The following is a 20,689-nucleotide window of genomic DNA, read 5'->3' as shown; positions in this document are numbered from 1 at the left end:
GTAACTACACTAAAATTTATTCCTTTTTCCCCTCGTTAACAATCCACCTCTTCCCCAAACATGGTAATATATGCTACAATATACCGAACATGAGTTCTTAGATTGGAGGCTTATATCATGATAGAGACATCTGAGTTAGAAAATATTATACACAAATACCATATTATAAAAGAATTCACTTCTCTTCCTGAATCTGCTCTAGGATTTTATTTTTACGATGGTGATTACTCTATGATATTAATTAGTGAATCTTTAAAAAATAACGAAAGATTATATAGAACTATTCTTGCTGAAGAGATAGGGCATTTTATGACTACTGTGGGAGATATTACCCCTAGAAGATATCTGCGCTATAGTGAACAAATTGAAATTGATAAAAAGGAATTAGTGGCTCTTAGATGGGCTGTTGACTTTTTACTTCCTACTCAAATGGTATTGGAAGTATTAAGAGATAGGAAAGCCTGTACTGTAGATGAATTAGTAGACTATTTTTATGTTACTAAGGATTTTTTGATGAAGAAGTTTGAATTTATGGCTAAGGAAAAACCTATTTGGAAGATTGATGGAAAAAGATGTTTGTATCTTTATAAATTGCCTTCTGTTTTCATTTATGAATGAGGGTTTGATGTGGTAAGCTACTTTTCGGTAGCTTTTTTTTGATTAATTTCCAAGTGACTAAAGGCTCATATGATGATAGAATATAAGTATAGATTTCTGTATTGAATTTGAAAGGATGATTATTATGGAAAATGAATTACTACAACAAATATTAAATGAACTTAAAACAATTAAAACTGATATCAACGATCTTAAAGAAGGTCAGTCACGAATTGAAGAAAAACTTGATGCTACACATACACAAGTATTCAGAAACACCGAAGGTATTGAAATAATTAAAAATGATCTACAAAACATCAACAATGATTTAAATTTTGTTGAAGCTGCTACTGGTAAAAACATTACGGATATTGCTGCTTTAAAACGTATTAAGTAACCATCAAGAAAGGATGATTCATATGTCAAATGAAGAAAAAATATTAAATCTACTGCAACGAATGCAACTAGATATCACAGACATCAAAAGTAATGTAGTAGAACTTAAACTAGGGCAACAAGAAATCAAGGATCACCTTTACTCAGCTGGATACTAAAAATGCCGATAGACATCTAGAAATTAATGATAAGATTGATAGCTTATCAAAAGATATATCTACAGTTGAGATTGTCACTTCAAAGAATTGGAATGACATTGCACATTTGAAATCTATCAAATAAACTAAACCCTTGTTCGGTTTATTTTTTTTTACAATTCTTTATATTTCCCTAAAAAACATTGTACAATTTGATTCATGCTGCTGATTATTGCTACTATCCATCGTATTCTCACTATTACCTCGGAAATATTCTAAGCTATCTATTCTATAATGGGTAATATTCCCCTACTTTTTATTTATAGGCAAAAATAATATAATAGTAGTAAATACTAATACAAAAGGTGATTATATGAAAATAGCAATATACTCTAGAAAATCAAAATTTACAGGTAAAGGCGAATCCATGCAAAACCAAATAGAGCTTTGCAAGGAGTATGCTCAAAAACATTTCGATAATATAGAAGAATTTATTGTCTACGAAGACGAAGGTTTTTCAGGTGGTAATGTAGATAGACCTGAGTATCAAAATATGATTAAACACGCTGGACAAGGTAAATTTGAAGTTTTAATGTGCTATAGACTAGATAGGATATCTAGGAATATTTCTAACTTCTCAGACACAATAGAAACGTTACAGAGCAAAGATATAGCTTTCATATCACTAAGAGAACAATTTGATACCTCTACTCCTATGGGACGTGCAATGATGTATATAGCATCAGTATTTGCTCAACTTGAAAGAGAGACTATCGCTGAACGTATTCGTGATAATATGATGCAGCTTGCAAAGACAGGGAGATGGCTTGGTGGCATGACTCCAATAGGTTTTGAATCTGAATCAGTTGAAACTACAGATCAGATTGGGAAACAACGAAAACTATATAGGCTCTCTCCTATTCCAAGCGAGTTAGAAACCGTAAAAATCATATACGATAAATTTTTAGAGCTTAAATCTTTAACTAAGGTTGAAACATATTGCATTCAAAACAATATTAAAACTAGAAACAATATCGATTTTACTCGTTTTGCTTTGCGTGGTATATTATCTAATCCTGTGTATGCAACTGCCGACAAAACTCTATACAATTATCTTTCTACAAATGGATTTGAACTATATGCAGACGAGAATGATTTTAACGGGCAAAATGGTATTATGGCATATAATAAGACTATACAGAAAAAAAATACTGCAAATAAGGTTAGAGACTACTCTGAATGGGTAATATCTATTGGTGCTCATGAAGGAATTATCTCTAGTGAAAAATGGATTAATGCACAAAAAATGATATCTAAAAATAAATCTAAAACATTTAGGAAAGTAAAAAATACACAATCACTTTTGTCTGGTCTTTTGCGTTGTGAAAATTGTAATAGCTTTATGCGTCCTAAAACAGGAAGAATCGACAAAGATGGAATACAAATTTTTTATTATATGTGTGAAATGAAAGAGAAAAGTAAAAAAATGAAATGTGATATGAAAAATATAAATGGAAATAAATTAGATAAGCTTGTAATCGAAGAAATTAAAAAACTATCTGAAAACAACTCCACATTAGATACTAAAATCTCAACAGATAAAATTAATATAGAAACAGCTGATAATAATATTAAATCTCAAATTACTATGCTTGAAAATCATATAAAGAATAATGAGCGTTCTATTGCCAATTTAGTTGATACTTTATCGCAAGCTCAAAATTCTACTGCAACAAAATACATCATAAGTCAAATTGAAGCCCTGGATCAAAAAACAGCCACACTAAAAGATCAGCTTTTTGAACTTCGTGAGCGTACAGAATGTAATCAATTAAAATCTAACAGCTTAGATATTATGAATGATATGCTTACAACATTTTCTAATATGATAGATTCTTTAGATGTTTATGGTAAGCGTAATTTACTTAGGACCTTAGTTGAAAAAATTATTTGGGATGGAGAGAATATAGACTTGGTAATGTTTGGGGTGAATACTGGAAAAAAGTAACGGAACATGTAGAAATGTTTCCGTGCCGAGTGAATAGCATTTTCTATACATCGTGCTGCATAAGTAGCTAATCTTGTTCCCTTTTTTCTGTCAAATGATGTTATGGCCTTTATTAATCCAATTGTTCCAATAGAAATCAAATCATCTACTTCTCTTCCCGTATTATGATATTTCTTTATTATATGTGCAACTAATCTTAAGTTTCTTTCTACAAGAATATTTTTTGCATCTTCATCCCCTTGTTCATACAATGCTAGATAGTTATTTTCCTCCTCTGGTGTTAATGGTTTTGGAAAAGAAGTATTGCTAGAAATATAGGATACCAGTGTAAAAATAGGTTTTACTAAAACAACAGATAATGTTAATACAGTCGTCCACATTTAGATGCACACCCCCTAATTATACGTCACTTTAAATTATATGTGCCGAAAAATAGATGTGTGCATGTCTTTGAAGAAAAAATTTTTCTCTACTCTAAAATATTTATTCGTTGTGCTATTTTTTTAAATAGAGGTGCAGCCACACCTCCCCCTGACCCTCCATCTTCAACAATAACGGCTATAACGTATTTAGGTTCTTTGATAGGAAAATACCCTGTAAACCACGCATGAACCACTTGCTCCCCCTCTTCAATTGCTTGGGATGATCCTGTTTTTCCAGCCACGCCTTCAATTGCATCTAATTTGGCATTTTTGCCCGTTCCAATACTTACTACTTTTTCCATCATTAATTGAATTTTTTTTGCATTCGCATAGCTTATTACTTTTTTAGCATTATTTCTCTTGATTTTTTCAACAAGCTGCCCTTGATCATCAACTATTTTTTTTATAAGATAAATTCCTTTGTCCATACCATCATTAGCAATAATTGCAGTCATTTTTGCAATTTGTAAAGGTGTCACCTCTAAGGTTCCTTGTCCAATAGAAATATTCCCAATCCCTGCTCCTTTCATATAATCTTTTGAAGGAAGCTTTCCAGATATTTCTTCCACCAACCCTATATTTGTAAACGTACCTAATCCAAATCTTTTTGCCATAGATATAATTTTTTCTCCACCAATTTTTTCGCCTAATTGAATAAATGCGGCATTACAAGATAATGCAAAAGCTTCTTCTAAATTGAGTTTACCATGTCCTCCTCGCTCAAAACTACTACATTTAATTTGAATATCTTCTATTTCTTCATAGCCTTTGCAAAAAAAGTGATCTTCCATATCTATCATTTGATTTTCTAGCGCTGCTGCTGCAACAACGATCTTAAAGATCGATCCAGGTGGATATCCAATTTGAACAGCTCTGTTATACAATTCTTTTTTATTGCTCTTTAAGTATGCTGCTACATTATTCGGTTCAAAATCTGGTCTACTAACCATTGCTACTACTTCTCCATTTTTTACATCTAGTATTACCACACTTCCATTTTTATGGAGTTTTTCAAATTCTTCTTCAGCAATTTTTTGTATCCGATAATCTAATGTCGTTACAACATTTTTTTTATTGCGTGGTGATGCATTTTCAATTATTTTATATCCTAAGCCTGGGATCATTCTTTTTTGGGCATCTACTATAGCACCTACTTTGTATAGTTGGTTTTCTTTTAAAATAGGATCTTGCATTTTTTCTATCCCTTTTTCACCTATATTATCTATTTTGTTAATATATCCTATTACATGAGAGGCTAGTGGGTTTTGATCATATCTATCACTATAATCAATAGGAAATACGCCTTTTATAGATGTGACTTTCTTGATTAATTCTTCATTATTATTTGTAATATTAAGCTTAACAGGTCTATTACTTAACAATTTATTATCTTTTAACTGAATTGTTTTAATACCTGTAATATCTTTTATTATCTGAATATTATCTTCTGATGCAATAAAAGTCTCTGGAAAAATAATCAAACATCTTGTCTCTTTCTTATTAGTCAACAAAATCATATTTTTATCATATATTTTTCCTCTTTCAATACCCACCGGTATCTCTTTATACCATTGACTTTTTGCACGAATAGCATAATCATTACCTTTTACAAATTGAATATACGCAAGCCTCCCAATAAGCATAAAAAGAAAAAATGTAAAAATACTTGCCATCACAAAAATTCTATTTTGATTTTTCTTTGAAATACTCAATTCTTGCTCACTTTTTTTTCTATCTATTCTATAGCCCAAAAAAACACCTTCCTTAGATAAATTGGATACTATAGTATTTTCCAATTCTAGGAAGGTGTATACCTTATATTATTTTTAACTGGCTTCCATTTTGTTTTTCATATATAATGGATCTCACTTTTGAAACCATTATATCTATTGCCACTTTATTATAGCCACCTTCAGGGATAATAATGTCTGCATATCGTTTGCTAGGTTCAATAAATTGAAGATGGGCAGGTCTCACAGTATTTAAATATTGTTCAATCACAGATTCTAATGTTCTTCCCCGTTCATTAATATCACGCGTAATTCTTCTAATAATTCTAACATCTGCATCTGTATCTACAAAGATTTTTATATCCATTAGTTCTCTAAGTTTTTTATCTTCAAGGATCATAATGCCTTCAAGAATAATAATATCTTTTGGATCAACAGAGACAGTTTCTTTTTCCCTTGTATGTTTTGAAAAATTGTAAATAGGTTTTTCGATCACTTTGTGATTTAGAAGATCTTCCAGATGCTTAAGTAATAATTCTGTATCAAAAGCTAATGGATGATCATAATTCGTATGGATCCTCTTTTCCATCGGTAAATAACTTTGATCTTTATAATAAGAATCTTGTTCGATAATTGCAATGTTTTTTTGAGGTAAACTTTCAAAGATTGCTTTCGCAATTGTGCTTTTTCCTGATCCCGTCCCCCCAGTAATTCCAATTAGAATTGGCTTACTCAACTATATCCTCCTTTCTACGACTTCTTAAAATATCGTATTTTTCAACGGGCTTATCCATTTTGATTTTTATTATTTGTTGGGGGTGTGGTGCAACATCAATGATTTCCCCCTGATCACTCCACATATATTCAATGCTTTGCGTAAAGTTTTTCATCCCTGGCGCCATCACTTCAACCAACTCTCCCTTCAATATTCTATTCCTTTGTTCAAGGGTAGCGATACCTGTACATGCGTCATAATCTAATATAATCCCTAAAAAATCATACTCTCTAATATAAGAACTATTTGCATACAATTGTTCTTTATTCTTCGGCTTATCTATATAGAAGCCCGTTGTAAATTTTCTATGACTAGCCTTTTGTATTTCAATCATCCACTGTGGATCATACTGATAATTTTTTCCCTTCTCATAATAAGTATCTATAGCTTTTCGATAGATATTTATTATATTTGCAACATAGTATGCACTTTTCATTCTGCCTTCAATTTTCAAGCTAGATAGTCCTGATTCAATAAGTTCTGGAATATATTCAATCATACACAAATCCTTGGAATTAAAAAAGTATGTGCCTTTCTCATCTTCAAAAACAGGCATATATTCTCCTGGTCTTTTTTCTTCCATTAAATAATATTCCCATCTACACGGATGTGCGCATGCTCCTCTATTTGCATCCCTATCGGCCATATAATTGCTAAGTAAACATCTCCCTGAATAAGAGATACACATTGCCCCATGCACAAATGCTTCTAGTTCAAGGTCTTTGGGAATATTTTCTCTTATTTCTTTCATCTCTTCAAAAGATAATTCCCTCGCCATAACAATTCTTTTTATGCCTTGTTTATACCAAAATTTCGCACTCATATAATTTGTGTTATTTGCTTGTGTGCTTAAATGAATTTCCATATTTGGTGCAAGTTCTTGTACAATCATAAGTGTCCCAGGATCTGATAAAATAATTGCATCTACATCCATTTGGGATAATTTTTCTAAGTAACCAGGCAGTTCTTTTAACTCTTCATTATGAGGAATGATATTGAGTGTAACATATACTTTTTTACCTCTTTGATGTGCAAATTCAACACCTTTTTCCATATCTTCAAAAGAAAAGTTTTTTGCACTTGCTCTTAATCCAAAAATCTGCCCCCCTATATATACCGCATCTGCACCATATACAATGGCCATTTTCAACCTTTCTAAATCTCCTGCGGGTGCTAATAGTTCTATCTTTTTCATTTAATTTCCTCCTATTTTTTATAGCTGATAGCTACCCCATCTCCTATGGATAAAAGGGATGTTGTAAGCTGTGGATGCTTCGTAATGTACTCTAAATAGTTTCTCATTCTTTTTACAATGGTTATTTTTCTGCGTATTACATATTCATTAGAAGCAATCATCCCTTTATACAATACATTATCTGAGATAAGTACCCCGCCCACTTTTAGAAGATCTATGCTCTCTGAAAGAAAGTTCATATATTGCCCCTTTGCGGCATCAAGAAAAATCAAATCAAATTGTCCTTCTAAAGTTGGTATGACCTCTTCTGCATTTCCTTCTAAAATTTTTATTTGACCATCTAACTCTGCCATTTTAATATTTTCTCTTGCTATTTCAACCATATCTGCGCGTCTCTCTATGCTAATCAATTTGCCATCTTCCATCGCACGCGTAAAAACAATTGCTGAGTAGCCTATGGCCGTTCCCACTTCTAAAATAGATTTTGTTTGGTTTATTTTCGTAATCACTTCTAATAATTTTGCCACTTCTGGTTGAACAATTGGCACATGATTCATACGTGCATAATCTTCCATTTCTTTTAGGTGTCCCTCATTTTGGGGTAATGTATCTCTTATATATGCTTCTACTAATTCATTAACTATATTGCTCAATATACACAACTCCTTTAATTCATATTAACAAAAAGGAATACGTGAAGTTATTCACGTATTAGTTTTCCCTATCAGCTAATTCTCATTCTTAGCTCTCAGATGTTCTTTGTAAGTTTTACTAAAATGGTGCTCCCCATTTTTGCTTACAACAAAATATAGATATTCTGATTCTTTTGGGTATAATGCTGCCTCAATAGATGGCTTCCCAGGGGATGCAATTGGCTTTGGTGGCAAACCATAATATTTATAAGTATTATAAGGTGAATCAATTGCGATATCCTTATTACTTAATTTAGGTTTTCTTTCTCCTAAAACATATTGTACCGTAGCACAGGATTGAAACTTCATATCTTTTTTTATTCTATTATAAAAAACACCTGATACGAGTGGTCTTTCTTTATCTAGTTTTGCTTCTCTTTCTATAATAGATGCAAGCGTAATGATTTCATTTATCCGCATATTTAATTCCTTTACTCTTTTATAATAATCATCAATAAAAATATCATCAAAACGATTTAGCATCTTTACAATAATCTCTTTTTCTGTAGCATTGTTAGCTATTTCATAAGTATCCGGAAATAAAAATCCTTCAAGTCTATTTTCTCCTTTAGGAATATCTTTTAGAAATTTATAATCAAAATCCCCATAGTTTGCTACTTCTATAAACTGATCTTTATTAATAAGTCCTTTTCCTTCTAATCGTTCTATGATTTGTTTCAATTCGAACCCTTCCGGAATAGTAAATTTAATCATATCTTTCACAGTGTCTCCATTTACTAAAATATCTATAATTTCACGCGCATCCATATTCTCCTTTAATAAATATTCCCCTGCTTGCATTTTCCCATCTGTTTTAGCCATTTTGCTTAAAATACGAAAAGTAATATCACTATTAATCACATTATTTTCTTTTAAGATCTTTGCGATTTTAGTCGTAGAAGCACTCTTAGGAATTTTTACCATAATCCCCTGATCATTACTGCTGTTTACAGGTCCCACTTGTTTATCAAAATAAATTTTGCTTCCTACACATAAAATAATTGTAGCAAGTAAAAATATCTTCATTGCTTTTGATTTAGATAATTTCATCCATCTACCTCCAAATAATAATTTTTCATTATCTAATTATACAATTCTCTACAATTATTTACAACCGCTTCCTAAAAATTCCGTGTATAAATAAAAAAATATGCTACATTTGCAGCATATTTTTATCTTTAAACTTCCATAATAATCGGTAAAATCATCGGACTTCTCTTTGTTTTTTCATACAAGAAACCTTTTAGACTATCTCTAATAGCAGATTTTAATGTAGCCCATTCTCTTACTCCGTTGGTTTGACAAACTTGTAGTGCATTTCTAACTACTGTTCTCGCTTCATCCATCAACACTTCAGATTCTCTTACATAAACAAACCCTCTAGAGATAATATCTGGTCCTGAAGCTACCTGTCCATTTTCTTTTGTGATTGTTACAACAACAACCATCAAACCATCTTCTGATAAATGTTTCCTATCTCTTAGTACAATATTTCCTACATCCCCTACACCTAATCCATCTACTAAAATCTTACCTGATTGTACATTGCCACAAATTTTCGCACTTTCTTTAGCTATTTCTACGCACTGTCCATTCTCAATTGTAAATATATGATCACTTGGCATCCCTAAGTTTTCCGCAAGTTTTGCATGTTGTTTTAGATGTCTATACTCACCATGTACTGGAATAAAATACTTTGGTTTAATCAAAGAATGCATTAATTTAAGTTCCTCTTGACAAGCATGTCCAGATACATGTACATCCGCTAAGGCTTCATAAATAACATTTGCACCTTTCTCAAACAATTGATTAATCACTCTTGATACTGTTTTTTCATTCCCTGGTATAGGTGTTGCAGAAATAATGACCATATCGCCTTGCTGTATTTCTAGTTTTCTATGTTCTCCCGAAGCCATTCTTGATAATGCTGACATAGGTTCTCCCTGACTTCCAGTAGTAATTACAACCACTTCATTGTCAGGATATTTTTTGATATCATTAATATCGATTAATATATCTTCTGGAACATTTAAATAACCTAGTTCCATAGCGACATTCACAACATTTACCATACTTCTTCCAGAAACAGAAATCTTCCGATTAAATTTATAGGCTGCATCAACAATCTGCTGAACTCTATGTACATTGGATGCAAAAGTAGCCACAATAATTCTTTGGGTTGCATTTCTAAATATATTTTCAAAAGTTACACCTACTGTTTTTTCAGACATCGTGTAGCCTTGTCTTTCAACATTTGTACTATCTGCAAGTAATAATAAAACACCCTTTTTACCGAGTTCAGCTAGTCTATGTAAATCAATAGGCTCTCCATCAATCGGTGTATAATCTATTTTGAAATCTCCTGTATGCACAATGGTTCCTAAAGGTGTATTGATCGCAAAGCATACCGCATCTGCAATAGAATGACTTGTTTTAATAAACTCAACTTCAAATTCTCCTAGTTTGATAACATTGCCAGGCTTTACAACTTCCTTATGCACACTTGATGATAATTTATGCTCCTTAAGTTTATTTTCTACCAATCCTAATGTCAATTTGGTTCCATATATAGGCACATCGATCTTTTTTAATACATAAGGTAATGCCCCTATGTGGTCTTCATGTCCATGTGTAAGTACAATCCCTCTTACTTTATCTTTATTTTTTATTAAGTATGTAATGTCCGGAATAACTATATCAATTCCTAACATCTCATCTTCTGGAAAACTCATTCCACAGTCCACAACAATGATATCATCCATATATTCAAATGCCATCATATTTTTCCCAATTTCGTTTAATCCCCCAAGAGGAATCACTTTAATTTTTTCTGGTTTTCTCACCATAATATCACACTCCTTTTCTCTACTATGTTTATATCCGCGCTCATATCTCCATTACTCTAAACAAATCCGGACAATCACACCTAACTTATTATACTTTATTTAATATACCTTATCAATACAAATCATTTTCTCTGGAACTACACCACTCTTTCTATTATTATTGCTATTTTCTTGTATAAGTAAACAGATAAAATGAAAATTTTAACCTTTTTAATAGATAAAAAAATCCTGTAACTTTTTTAGATACAGGATTTACTTACACTTAGAACAATATCCAAAGAATTTGACTTTATGATCGCTAATTTTAAAATCACAATTTTTTTCAATTTCTTCTTCTAATGCTTCCATTAAATCCACTTCAACTTCAATGACCAATCCACAGTTTAAACATATTAAATGATGATGCTGATGATCATCTTCGTGGGTATTCAATTCATATCTGCTACATCCATCGTCAAAATTAATTTTTGATATTATCTCGAGTTCATCAAGAAGTTGTAAAGTTCTATAAACAGTAGCTAATCCAATTTCGGGACATTTGCTTTTAACCATATCATAGATTTCTTCAGTGCTTAAATGCTTCCCTTGATTTTCAATAATGGTATCCAAAGTAGCTCTTCTTTGAGGCGTAAGTTTATACCCTTTTTCTTTTAATTTATCCTTTAAACTTTCCATAAAGTCCTTCACTTTAGCACCTTCTTTTTCAATTAATAATATATCTTATATGCAATAGTTTAATTGCTAACCTTATAAAAGTCAAGGATTAATTGTATATTCTGGTTGATAATGCTCGTTTTAATAAGTATGCAATGTAAAATATTATTATTTGCAATCTTTAAATTTCAAGCTACATCCTTTACAATCTTCACATTTAGGTGATTTTTTTATGATTGTATGACATCTTGGACATCTTAAACAATTTGGATCTTTAATAATATTTCCACATGTTTTACAGATAAACGACATAGCATCAACCCCTTAAAGATTATTTATAATGAATTCTCCATATTAACTGATATTTGTTTTCAATTAATATTTTACTATATCTATTTTTATTTGTCAATTTATCTAAATATATAAGTTTCTAATAAAGTAGGGTAACTATTCACATAGATACCCCTTTATGAAATCATTCTTTTATTCTTCTTCTAGTAACAATTCTTCATAGGCAGCTACAACTAAATTTAATTCTTCTTCCTCTTGAATGCTTTCAAGTACTTCTTCTCCAGCGACTTCCATGATCTTAAAAATCACTACTCCTTCATCTTCTCCTAATGGTTGTAATATTGCATATTCCGACTTTTCTACATTAAGGGTTGCTATTATTTCAAAATCAATTTCCTTTTCATTTTCATCTAATAACGTTATTCTATTTTCATCGTTCATTCAAATCACCTCTTCATTAATTTTGTAGATAAAAAAATAATTATTTCTTAACATCTAAATATCCTTGTAGAATGTATGTTGCAGCGAGCATATCTATCACTTTTTTCCTCTTTTTTCTACTCACATCTGCACTTATTAAAGTTTTCTCTGCTGCTACACTTGTTAATCTTTCGTCCCATAGAATCATCTCTATAGTAAAACGTTTCTTTAAATCCTCTACAAATTGCAAAACTTTTTTTCCTTGCGAACCAATTGTCCCATCCATATTTTTCGGCAATCCTACGATAATTTTTGTAACTACTTTTTCCTTAATAATTTCTTCTAATCTTTTATAGTCTTCTTTTTTATTTGTTCTTCGAATGGTTTCAATTCCTTGTGCTGTTAATCCCATTGCATCGCTTACTGCAACCCCTATAGTTCTATCGCCTACATCTAATCCCATTGTTCTCATGCCTAGCCCTCATCTCTATACAATTTTTATACAAAATTGTGGACAATATCTACTACAATACCCACAAAGAACGCACTTGTTTCGATCTACAACTAATTGATCATCCACTATGCTTAGCGCATGATGCTTACAGTGTTCAACACAAGTCCCGCACCGTTCACACCAAGAGTCTATGTGCAGTTTCCTTGTTTTTTTAGAAATTTTATTTGTTATATTCTCTGGAATCATCTCTCCATTAAATTTTAATACATTGGCTATCACTTCTTCTTTTGTCTGCATGCCAACAGCAATTGAATGTAACGCTTTTATATCTAATGCATATTCTAGACATTCATCTACTGAATGAATTAAATTTCCTCCCCCAATGGGCTTCATCCCATAGATGCCTTTTCCATTTTTATAAGCTTTATGAATCGCTTTTAACATTTCATCTCTACTACCATCTTGTATGCCTATTCCCTTTTTATTAATGATTGGATGAATTACATCAATTTCTTCCATTTTTCCTGCTACTTCTACTGCGCGAACAGTATGCGTAGATATCCCTACAGCATTTATTATACCCTCTTTTTTCATTTTTAAATAATAACGCAAAGCTTCATAATGTCCTCTTAATGTATGCTCACTTTCTTGCTCATGTAGTAAAAAAATATCATTTTTATCAACCTTTAACTCATTTAATGCCTTAGATAAACTAGCTTCAGCAGTTTTTTTATCATAAGCATATGACTTTGTAGCAATAACAATATCATCTTTTCCATAAAGTTCTAATGCTCTTTTTATATATGGATATGTTTCATACAACTGCGCAGTATCGATAAAATTTACCCCTCTGCGAAAAGCTTCTAAGATCACTTGTGCACCTATTTCAACTGGTAAATTTGCTTGAAGAGGTCCTACTGTGAGTCCTCCAAAACATAATCTCGATACTTTTATTCCCGTATTCCCTAACATTCTGTATTCCATTTTTTTCTCCTAATAATTCTCTTTAACACTAGAAAATATAAGATATAACATACTCATTGCTAAAAATATAATCCCTGTTGCAGCAGCTACAACCCCTGAATCATTCACAAAAAGTGCCACTACACAAGCCATAACGATTCCTGCCCAGCCAATATATAAATTAGGATATACATGAATTAGTTTACGAATCGTTCCAACAGGTCTGTAAAATAGTGTTGCTAATATAAGGATTGCTGACATAAGCACTTTACTCCATATGGTAATACCGATCAATCTCATATTCATTTCAAGCTTTCTCTTTATGATTAAAAAAATCATCGTGGGCCCACCTTGTATAATTTGATTGATTGCACCTGCTAAATGCGATTGGCTTTTAATCACTTTTATATCAATAAAAGCCATAAATGCAACAACCGCTATAATAGCTGCACCAATTAGTATTAGTTGTTTTAGCTTTATTTTAACGTTAAAAAGTCTTAAAATTGCAAAAGAAAAAGCACCAACTGCTGTCATTGTTCCACCTACATTTGCACCCAACTTTGGAAACCCGATGATTAATATTGTAATGGCAAAAATTAAGATTGTCCACCTTTTATTTAGTTTAAATCTATCAATAATAGCCGTTGCAAACACAAGGGTTGAACCAATTAACACACCCATATATTCATTGCCTATGCCATAATACCTTGCACCAATAATGGGATCATATCCTAAAAGTGAAGTCTTCATTAAATTTGCATTGGTGCATATATCTAAGAGTAACGCGAACATAGTAATAAACGATAGTATTAATAAGCTATCTAGTGTATTCTTACTGATCTTCTTTGTGATATATGTAATCAAAAGAGTTAAACCAATTAATAAAGCATAAGTTATAAAAAGGTTTTGTACATGAAACAACGGTAATATTAATAATCCAAAAGGAACTGCCATTGTACTCAATAAAATATTTTTATAATACAAAATAATCTTTTTATTTAATTTGTTTTCAATCAAAATGATAACCAACGCCAAAATAGAAACCAATATTTCAAATATTGCAAAGGTAGATAATACAGGATATCTGTTTTTTGATGTGCTTATAACTTGATCATTTAACCCCATTAAAAAATCCATATTATGCTCTTTTTCAATAAATTGAACAGGTCTACCACTCATATTTATTGCACTTGTTTTAAGATAATCTGCAATAGAAGGAGCAATGTCGACATTACCAATAATGCCTCCTCTTCTAGTAGTATTAGAAGTTAACACGCCTTGGCTAATCCTATCTCCATAAAACACGACCGGTGTTAGATTATTCCCATTTTTTATATCCTCCGATGATGGATAAGGTGTTGCAATAATCATTCTTGTATTTTTAAAATCAATATTGTTTCTTATGTTTTTAATATAATTATCCATATCTTTTAATATTTTTGATTTTTGTTCCAAATACATTTCATCTGATAGATTTGGTTTATATCTTTCAAGTCTTCCAATATCTCCAATATCTACTACAATCAATTGTGCTTCATTATATGTATCTTTAAATACATCTATCAATTTATCATAGTTATTTTTAAATCCAAACGGATAGCTTTCATCTTTTGTCAATGTACTTTTTTCAATATTTCCATAATCTACATATCCCTTATAATCCATTGCAATCATCGTTCCAAGTCTAGTAAAATCATCTAACGTATCGCTATTTCCTATTACTGCCGTTTTCATGCCCTGTTCATGGAGAGACTCCCCTAGTGCTCCTGGAATTGCTCCATATTGACCACTTTCATTTAATCGAATTAGTCTTGGCATATCTACATTAATAATTCCTTCTTTTGGAATATCTATTCCTGTTCTTCTGAAATACATGGACTTAATTTCATTGTTAATATTAAAACTCCCTGTTGCATTAGAAGCAGCTTCTGCTCTAACGCCTGCACCAATTGTTGCATAAGCCTTATACGTATTTTCTTTTGTCGAAGTTCTATTATTCATGAGTGCAATAGCACCCATATCAATAAATTCTTGAATTGTATGCATACTGTATAAATCTTCATAATTCGTTTCATTTATTACAACTAAAACTACTTTTTTATCCTCACCAGCATATGCAACGGTAGTCAGTGTAATAAATAATAAGACAATCACCATATATATTTTTATGTATTTTTTTTTCAACTTATCTCTCTCCTACTTAGGAATAATAAAAAACATTTTTTATTCCTTGTTTTCTAAATATGATTTCAGTAACTCTTCTAATAGTTCATCTCTCTCTAGTTGTCTTATTAAACTTCTTGCATTATTATAGCTCGTAATATAGGTAGGATCTCCAGAAAGAATGTACCCCACCAATTGATTAATGGGATTATAGCCTTTTTCTTTTAAAGATTTGTAAACATTTCGCAAAATTTCTTCCGCTTCATTAATTTTTTCTTTATCCACATTGAATTTCATTGTAAAATTAGATTTGTCATACATATTTTATACACTCCTTTCTTTTATAATATAGGATTGATCATGTATATATTCTATATAACCTTATAGAATCCTTTTTAAAGACCATTTCTATATATGCTAAGAATGCAGTAGACGAAAGTTTACACACAAAAACCTCCGTCCACTTAGATTATTTTATCTGTTCTTTTACTACTTGTATCACATGATTTAATGCTTCATCAATTTTAGACACATCTTTTGCTCCCGCTTGTGCCATGGTTGGTTTTCCACCACCACCACCACCTGCTATTTTAGCGATTTGCTTAATAATGTTTCCAGCATGTATCCCTTTGCGCACCATATCTTCTGTTGCCATAGCGATAAAGTTTACCTTGTTGTCATTTTCTGCCCCTAACACAACTAATCCTGAACCTAATTTATTTTTTAACTGATCTCCTAAATTTCGCAAGCTATCCATATCTAACCCTGTTAATTTATATTTTATCACTTTGATATTCTCAATTTCAACCGCATTTTGTAATATTTCATCTATGTTACCACTTGCTATTTTATTTTTAAGTTTTTCTACTTCTTGATGTGCAGCTTTTAATTCATTTACCAAATTTTCTACCTTTGTTACAACTTCTTTTGAATTGCTTTTAAGAATTTTCGCAATTTCATTGATTTTCAATTCTTGTTCTCTCATATAATTATATGCTTGATAACCTGTAATAGCTTCAATCCTTCTTATTCCAGCAGCTACCCCACCTTCACTTACAATTTTAAACAATCCTATTTGACTTGTATTATTCAAGTGGGTTCCACCACATAATTCAATACTATAGTCCCCCATAGAAACAACTCGAACGGTACTTCCATATTTTTCACCGAAAAGTGCAGTAGCACCTTTCTCTTTTGCTTTACTTATACCCATTTGTTCTGCGCTAACACATAAACTTTCTAATACCTTTTGATTTACCAATGCTTCAACTTTCTCTAATTCTACTTTCGTTAGCGGTTCAAAATGAGAAAAGTCAAATCTTAATCGATCTGGTGTAACGGATGAACCTGATTGTTCAACATGTTTTCCTACTACCTTTCGCAATGCTGCCTGTAGAAGATGGGTAGCTGTATGATTTCTTGCAATGCTCATTCTATTTTGAACATCAATAGAAGCCTTAATAGTAGTATCTACAGAAACAGCCCCCTCTACTACCTCACCTATATGTAGTATCCTATTATTATTGCTTTTCTTACAGTTTGTGATCTTGATCTTACATGCTTCATTGGTAAAAAGTCCGATGTCGCCTACCTGCCCACCGCCTTCTGGGTAAAACGGTGTCCTATCTAATATAACTGTAATCTGATCTCCCTGTTGTGCCTTTTCAATAATTTCTCCGTCTCTTACTAAAGCCATAATTTTTGAAGACATCGTATAATCTTTATAACCTTTAAACTGTGATTTTATATTTTCATCAAGTTTTGCATATATATCTTCTTTCCAACTTACCCCATCATTGTTCTGTCTAGCACTTCTTGCTCTTTCCCTTTGTTTTTCCATAGCTACCTTAAAGGCAGTTTCATCAACATTCATTTTTTCTTCTTCTAATATTTCTTTCGTTAGTTCTAATGGGAATCCATAGGTATCATATAATCTAAAAGCATTTTCCCCGGATAATGTATCTTTACTTTCCCCTTTAAGCGCATCCATATATTTTTTTAGGATATCGCTCCCCTGATCTATTGTTTCTTGGAATCTCTCTTCCTCAATCGCAATGACCTTCTTAATATAGTCTTTTCTATCTAAAAGATCTGTATACGCTTCTCCAGATACATCTATGACACGGTCTACCAACCCTGTTAGAAAAGCACCTTTTATTCCCATAAGCTTTCCATGTCTCGCTGCGCGTCTAAGTAATCTTCGAAGAACATATCCTCTTCCTTCATTACTTGGCATAATCCCATCACTTACCATAAAGGTAACCGAACGGATATGGTCTGTGATAATTCTTATAGAAAGATCCGTCTTTTCAGTTTCCCTATATTTTTGACCTGATATCAAAACAACTTCATTTAATATATGTTTTATTGTATCAATTTCAAATATAGAATCTACTTCTTGCATAATACACGCCATTCTTTCTAATCCCATACCTGTATCAATGTTTGGCTTAGGTAGTGAATTATAGTTTCCATCTTCATCCTTATCAAATTGTGTGAAAACAAGATTCCAAAACTCTACATATCGATCACATTCACAGCCTGGTTTACAATCTGGACTGCCACATCCATATTTTTCTCCTCTATCATAATAGATTTCAGAACAGGGACCACAAGGACCTACTCCTATTTCCCAAAAATTATCATCTTTACCTAATCTCACTATTTTCTGTTGAGAAATGCCTATATTCTTGTCCCATATTGCATAGGCTTCATCATCCTTTTCATAAACAGTAACCCATAATTTTTCAACAGGTAGTTTTAAATATTTTGTTACAAAATCCCAACTCCACGCAATCGCTTCATTCTTAAAATAGTCTCCAAAGGAAAAATTCCCAAGCATTTCGAAAAAAGTTGCATGTCTCGCTGTTTTTCCTACATTTTCAATATCTCCTGTCCGAATACATTTTTGACAAGTAGCCATTCTTTCTTTTGGTGGCGTTTCAATCCCCATAAAATAATTTTTCATAGGTGCCATTCCTGCATTTATTAATAACAGGCTCTTATCGTTTTCTGGAATTAGTGAAAAACTTTCTCTAACATAATGCTCCTTGTTTTCAAAAAAATCTAGAAAACACTTTCTGATCTCATTTAAACTCATTTGTTCCATTGTATCAACCTCCATATTTTTATACAAAAATAAACTCTCATCCCCTATATATAGGGACGAGAGTATCCTCGCGGTACCACCCTATTTACCAAAGAAAAAACACTTTGATCACTCATCAACATAATACCCAGCACGATAACGGTCGCCAACCATTAACTTCTACTACTATTTCAAAGTTAATACTCCAAAGTTGCTTCCAAAAACCAAAACCAGAAGTCTTTCAGCCTAAGAACTCCCTCTCTACAGACTTTAAGTTTTTGTACTCCTCTTCATCATTGTATTTTCTATATTTACTTTAATAGATTATATAAAAGTTAGTACTATTTGTCAATTCTTATCCTACCTATATTTTAAGGTTTTACAATTAATTCTACAATATGTTTACTTACGATTTTAATACTTGCTACAATAGGAACAGCAAAGATTAATCCAATAATACCCATCCATTCATTTCCTATCAATAAAGATATAATAACTGTAATTGGATGTAATCCAACACTTTCGCCAACGATCTTAGGCGTAATAATTGCGCTTTCTATCTGTTGAATTACGATAAAAGCTATAACTACCCAAAACGCCTTAGATGGTGTATCAAGTAGCGCAATCACAACAGCAGGTATAGCTCCAAAAACAGGCCCAAAATAGGGTATAACATTGGATAATCCTGCAATAATACCAATGATTAATGCAAAATTTACTTTGATGATCAATAAGGCAAGGATGCTTAAAATGCCAACACAAGCTGCTATAATAAATTGTCCTCTAATAAATTTATTTAACAATATATGTATATCTTTAAAAATATTTATTAATTCATTACGAAATATTTTGGGTATAAAAAATATAATCTTTTTTTTAAAATAATCTACATCCTTTAGAAAGTAAAAAGTAAAAATAGGAATAAGCACCAACTCTACAATATGGGAAAACATAGCAAATATGCCCCTTGTTATACCTTTTATTGTATGAAGAATATAATACTCTATTTTATCCAAATTTTCTTTTATTGTTTCTTTCACAGAAGCAAGATGTGGAGAAAAATTATCTAATTGCTCGACTTTCATATATAAATAATCAAAATATTCATTTGTTTTATTTGTATATCGCGGTAATAATTCTACTAATTTTTTTGTTTCATTGGTTATTTTAGGTGTTATGATAAAACAAAAAAACAGAATACCTGCAATTATAGAAACATAAAGAATTACAACACTCCAAATTGTTGGAATTCCGCTCTTATTTATTGTATGCACAATAGGACTTAATAAATATGCAAATATAATCGCCCAAATAACAGGAGTTAATATTTTCCAAATAACCATTCTAAAATTGTACAAACTAACAAGTAGTAAAAACATCAATACAAAAACAAATAAATTTAAAAAATGTTTTTTCTTTATTTTTAATTTTTTCTTGTTTTCAATTTGTTGATTTCCTATGTTTATCAAATAATAGTTTAAAAAACCTAATAAAGATAACGTAAGTATACTACTACAAATAATAAGTATTAAAAACAAATAAACAATAGGTTTAGCTTGTATAAAATGAAGAATATTTAATCCGCCATCTACCATGCGATTCACGTCCTTTTTATGAAAAGCAGCTAAATTACTAGCTGCTTTTCATGAAACTATCTAAGCATGTTCATAGATTGAACCATATCTATCATATTTACTGCACCTTTAATCATTTTTCTTCCTCGTTTCATCATCATCTTTCTCTGTCTAGGGCTCATTCTTTTATATGCATACATACCTGTAGTAGCACCAATTATGCCTCCCGCGATCATACCTGACATAAATCGATTTTGCATACTTTACACCTCTTTCCATTTTAA

Annotated in this window: 21 protein-coding genes and 1 other annotated feature; of the genes, 4 read left to right on the top strand and 17 right to left on the bottom strand. The window is 31.5% G+C overall.

Going from position 1 to position 20,689, the window contains the following annotated elements; genetic code table 11:
* The first annotated feature begins 117 nt into the window (after positions 1–117).
* From EV214_RS03605 to EV214_RS03595, 4 genes are all read left to right on the top strand, one after another.
* A complete protein-coding gene (locus EV214_RS03605; RefSeq protein WP_132242809.1) occupies positions 118–618 on the top strand; it encodes an ImmA/IrrE family metallo-endopeptidase in 501 nt (166 codons plus the stop codon).
* Positions 619–742: 124 nt separating this feature from the next.
* Positions 743–994: a hypothetical protein gene (locus tag EV214_RS03600; RefSeq protein WP_132242807.1), complete on the top strand. Its 252-nt coding sequence runs from the start codon at positions 743–745 to the stop codon at positions 992–994.
* A gap of 22 nt (positions 995–1,016) precedes the next feature.
* Entirely contained in the window at positions 1,017–1,151 is a 135-nt protein-coding gene (locus EV214_RS19295) for a hypothetical protein (protein WP_279233097.1), read from the top strand.
* Positions 1,152–1,503: 352 nt separating this feature from the next.
* Positions 1,504–3,138 (top strand): recombinase family protein, encoded by a 1,635-nt coding sequence (locus EV214_RS03595; RefSeq protein WP_132242805.1) that lies wholly within the window; start codon positions 1,504–1,506, stop codon positions 3,136–3,138.
* On the opposite strand, the gene EV214_RS03590 is transcribed toward EV214_RS03595, so the two are convergent.
* The 17 genes from EV214_RS03590 to EV214_RS03515 form a co-directional block, all read right to left on the bottom strand.
* Complete coding sequence (locus EV214_RS03590) at positions 3,036–3,518, bottom strand: sigma-70 family RNA polymerase sigma factor (protein ID WP_132242803.1); 483 nt, start codon at positions 3,516–3,518, stop codon at positions 3,036–3,038. The genes EV214_RS03595 and EV214_RS03590 overlap by 103 nt on opposite strands.
* An 89-nt stretch (positions 3,519–3,607) precedes the next feature.
* Entirely contained in the window at positions 3,608–5,311 is a 1,704-nt protein-coding gene (locus EV214_RS03585; protein ID WP_132242801.1) for a peptidoglycan D,D-transpeptidase FtsI family protein, read from the bottom strand.
* Between the two features lie 64 nt (positions 5,312–5,375).
* Complete coding sequence (udk, locus tag EV214_RS03580; RefSeq protein WP_132242799.1) at positions 5,376–6,026, bottom strand: uridine kinase; 651 nt, start codon at positions 6,024–6,026, stop codon at positions 5,376–5,378.
* Positions 6,019–7,260 carry a peptidase U32 family protein gene (locus EV214_RS03575; protein ID WP_132242797.1) on the bottom strand — a complete coding sequence of 414 codons (1,242 nt, stop codon included), beginning with the start codon at positions 7,258–7,260 and terminating at the stop codon, positions 6,019–6,021. Before EV214_RS03575 ends, udk begins: the two co-directional genes overlap by 8 nt.
* A gap of 11 nt (positions 7,261–7,271) precedes the next feature.
* Positions 7,272–7,913 carry an O-methyltransferase gene (locus EV214_RS03570; protein WP_132242795.1) on the bottom strand — a complete coding sequence of 214 codons (642 nt, stop codon included), beginning with the start codon at positions 7,911–7,913 and terminating at the stop codon, positions 7,272–7,274.
* A 75-nt stretch (positions 7,914–7,988) separates the two neighbouring features.
* Positions 7,989–9,002 (bottom strand): endolytic transglycosylase MltG, encoded by a 1,014-nt coding sequence (gene mltG, locus EV214_RS03565; RefSeq protein ID WP_132242793.1) that lies wholly within the window; start codon positions 9,000–9,002, stop codon positions 7,989–7,991.
* 128 nt (positions 9,003–9,130) lie between these two features.
* Complete coding sequence (locus EV214_RS03560; RefSeq protein ID WP_132242791.1) at positions 9,131–10,798, bottom strand: ribonuclease J; 1,668 nt, start codon at positions 10,796–10,798, stop codon at positions 9,131–9,133.
* Between the two features lie 252 nt (positions 10,799–11,050).
* On the bottom strand, positions 11,051–11,485 hold the full coding sequence (locus tag EV214_RS03555; RefSeq protein WP_207669614.1) for a Fur family transcriptional regulator: 435 nt from the start codon (positions 11,483–11,485) through the stop codon (positions 11,051–11,053).
* A 135-nt stretch (positions 11,486–11,620) separates the two neighbouring features.
* Positions 11,621–11,764 carry a hypothetical protein gene (locus EV214_RS18600; protein ID WP_165916202.1) on the bottom strand — a complete coding sequence of 48 codons (144 nt, stop codon included), beginning with the start codon at positions 11,762–11,764 and terminating at the stop codon, positions 11,621–11,623.
* A gap of 171 nt (positions 11,765–11,935) precedes the next feature.
* Complete coding sequence (locus EV214_RS03550; RefSeq protein WP_132242787.1) at positions 11,936–12,184, bottom strand: DUF1292 domain-containing protein; 249 nt, start codon at positions 12,182–12,184, stop codon at positions 11,936–11,938.
* A 40-nt stretch (positions 12,185–12,224) separates the two neighbouring features.
* On the bottom strand, positions 12,225–12,635 hold the full coding sequence (gene ruvX / locus EV214_RS03545) for a Holliday junction resolvase RuvX (RefSeq protein WP_132242785.1): 411 nt from the start codon (positions 12,633–12,635) through the stop codon (positions 12,225–12,227).
* A gap of 15 nt (positions 12,636–12,650) precedes the next feature.
* Positions 12,651–13,601 carry an aldo/keto reductase gene (locus EV214_RS03540; protein ID WP_132242783.1) on the bottom strand — a complete coding sequence of 317 codons (951 nt, stop codon included), beginning with the start codon at positions 13,599–13,601 and terminating at the stop codon, positions 12,651–12,653.
* Between the two features lie 9 nt (positions 13,602–13,610).
* Positions 13,611–15,764: a hypothetical protein gene (locus EV214_RS03535; RefSeq protein WP_132242781.1), complete on the bottom strand. Its 2,154-nt coding sequence runs from the start codon at positions 15,762–15,764 to the stop codon at positions 13,611–13,613.
* 39 nt (positions 15,765–15,803) lie between these two features.
* On the bottom strand, positions 15,804–16,064 hold the full coding sequence (locus EV214_RS03530) for an IreB family regulatory phosphoprotein (protein ID WP_132242779.1): 261 nt from the start codon (positions 16,062–16,064) through the stop codon (positions 15,804–15,806).
* A gap of 148 nt (positions 16,065–16,212) precedes the next feature.
* On the bottom strand, positions 16,213–18,852 hold the full coding sequence (gene alaS / locus EV214_RS03525) for an alanine--tRNA ligase (protein WP_132242777.1): 2,640 nt from the start codon (positions 18,850–18,852) through the stop codon (positions 16,213–16,215).
* Positions 18,853–18,901: 49 nt separating this feature from the next.
* Positions 18,902–19,137, bottom strand: a binding site (T-box leader).
* A 65-nt stretch (positions 19,138–19,202) separates the two neighbouring features.
* A complete protein-coding gene (locus tag EV214_RS03520; RefSeq protein ID WP_165916201.1) occupies positions 19,203–20,426 on the bottom strand; it encodes an AI-2E family transporter in 1,224 nt (407 codons plus the stop codon).
* Positions 20,427–20,482: 56 nt separating this feature from the next.
* Entirely contained in the window at positions 20,483–20,665 is a 183-nt protein-coding gene (locus EV214_RS03515) for a YtxH domain-containing protein (RefSeq protein WP_132242773.1), read from the bottom strand.
* Between the last annotated feature and the right edge of the window lie 24 nt (positions 20,666–20,689).

It is taken from the genome of Marinisporobacter balticus, assembly GCF_004345705.1.
GTDB classification, from domain to species: domain Bacteria; phylum Bacillota; class Clostridia; order Peptostreptococcales; family Thermotaleaceae; genus Marinisporobacter; species Marinisporobacter balticus.
The sequence above is the reverse complement of the archived record's forward strand: the minus strand, read 5'-3'. Positions and strand labels throughout refer to the sequence as shown.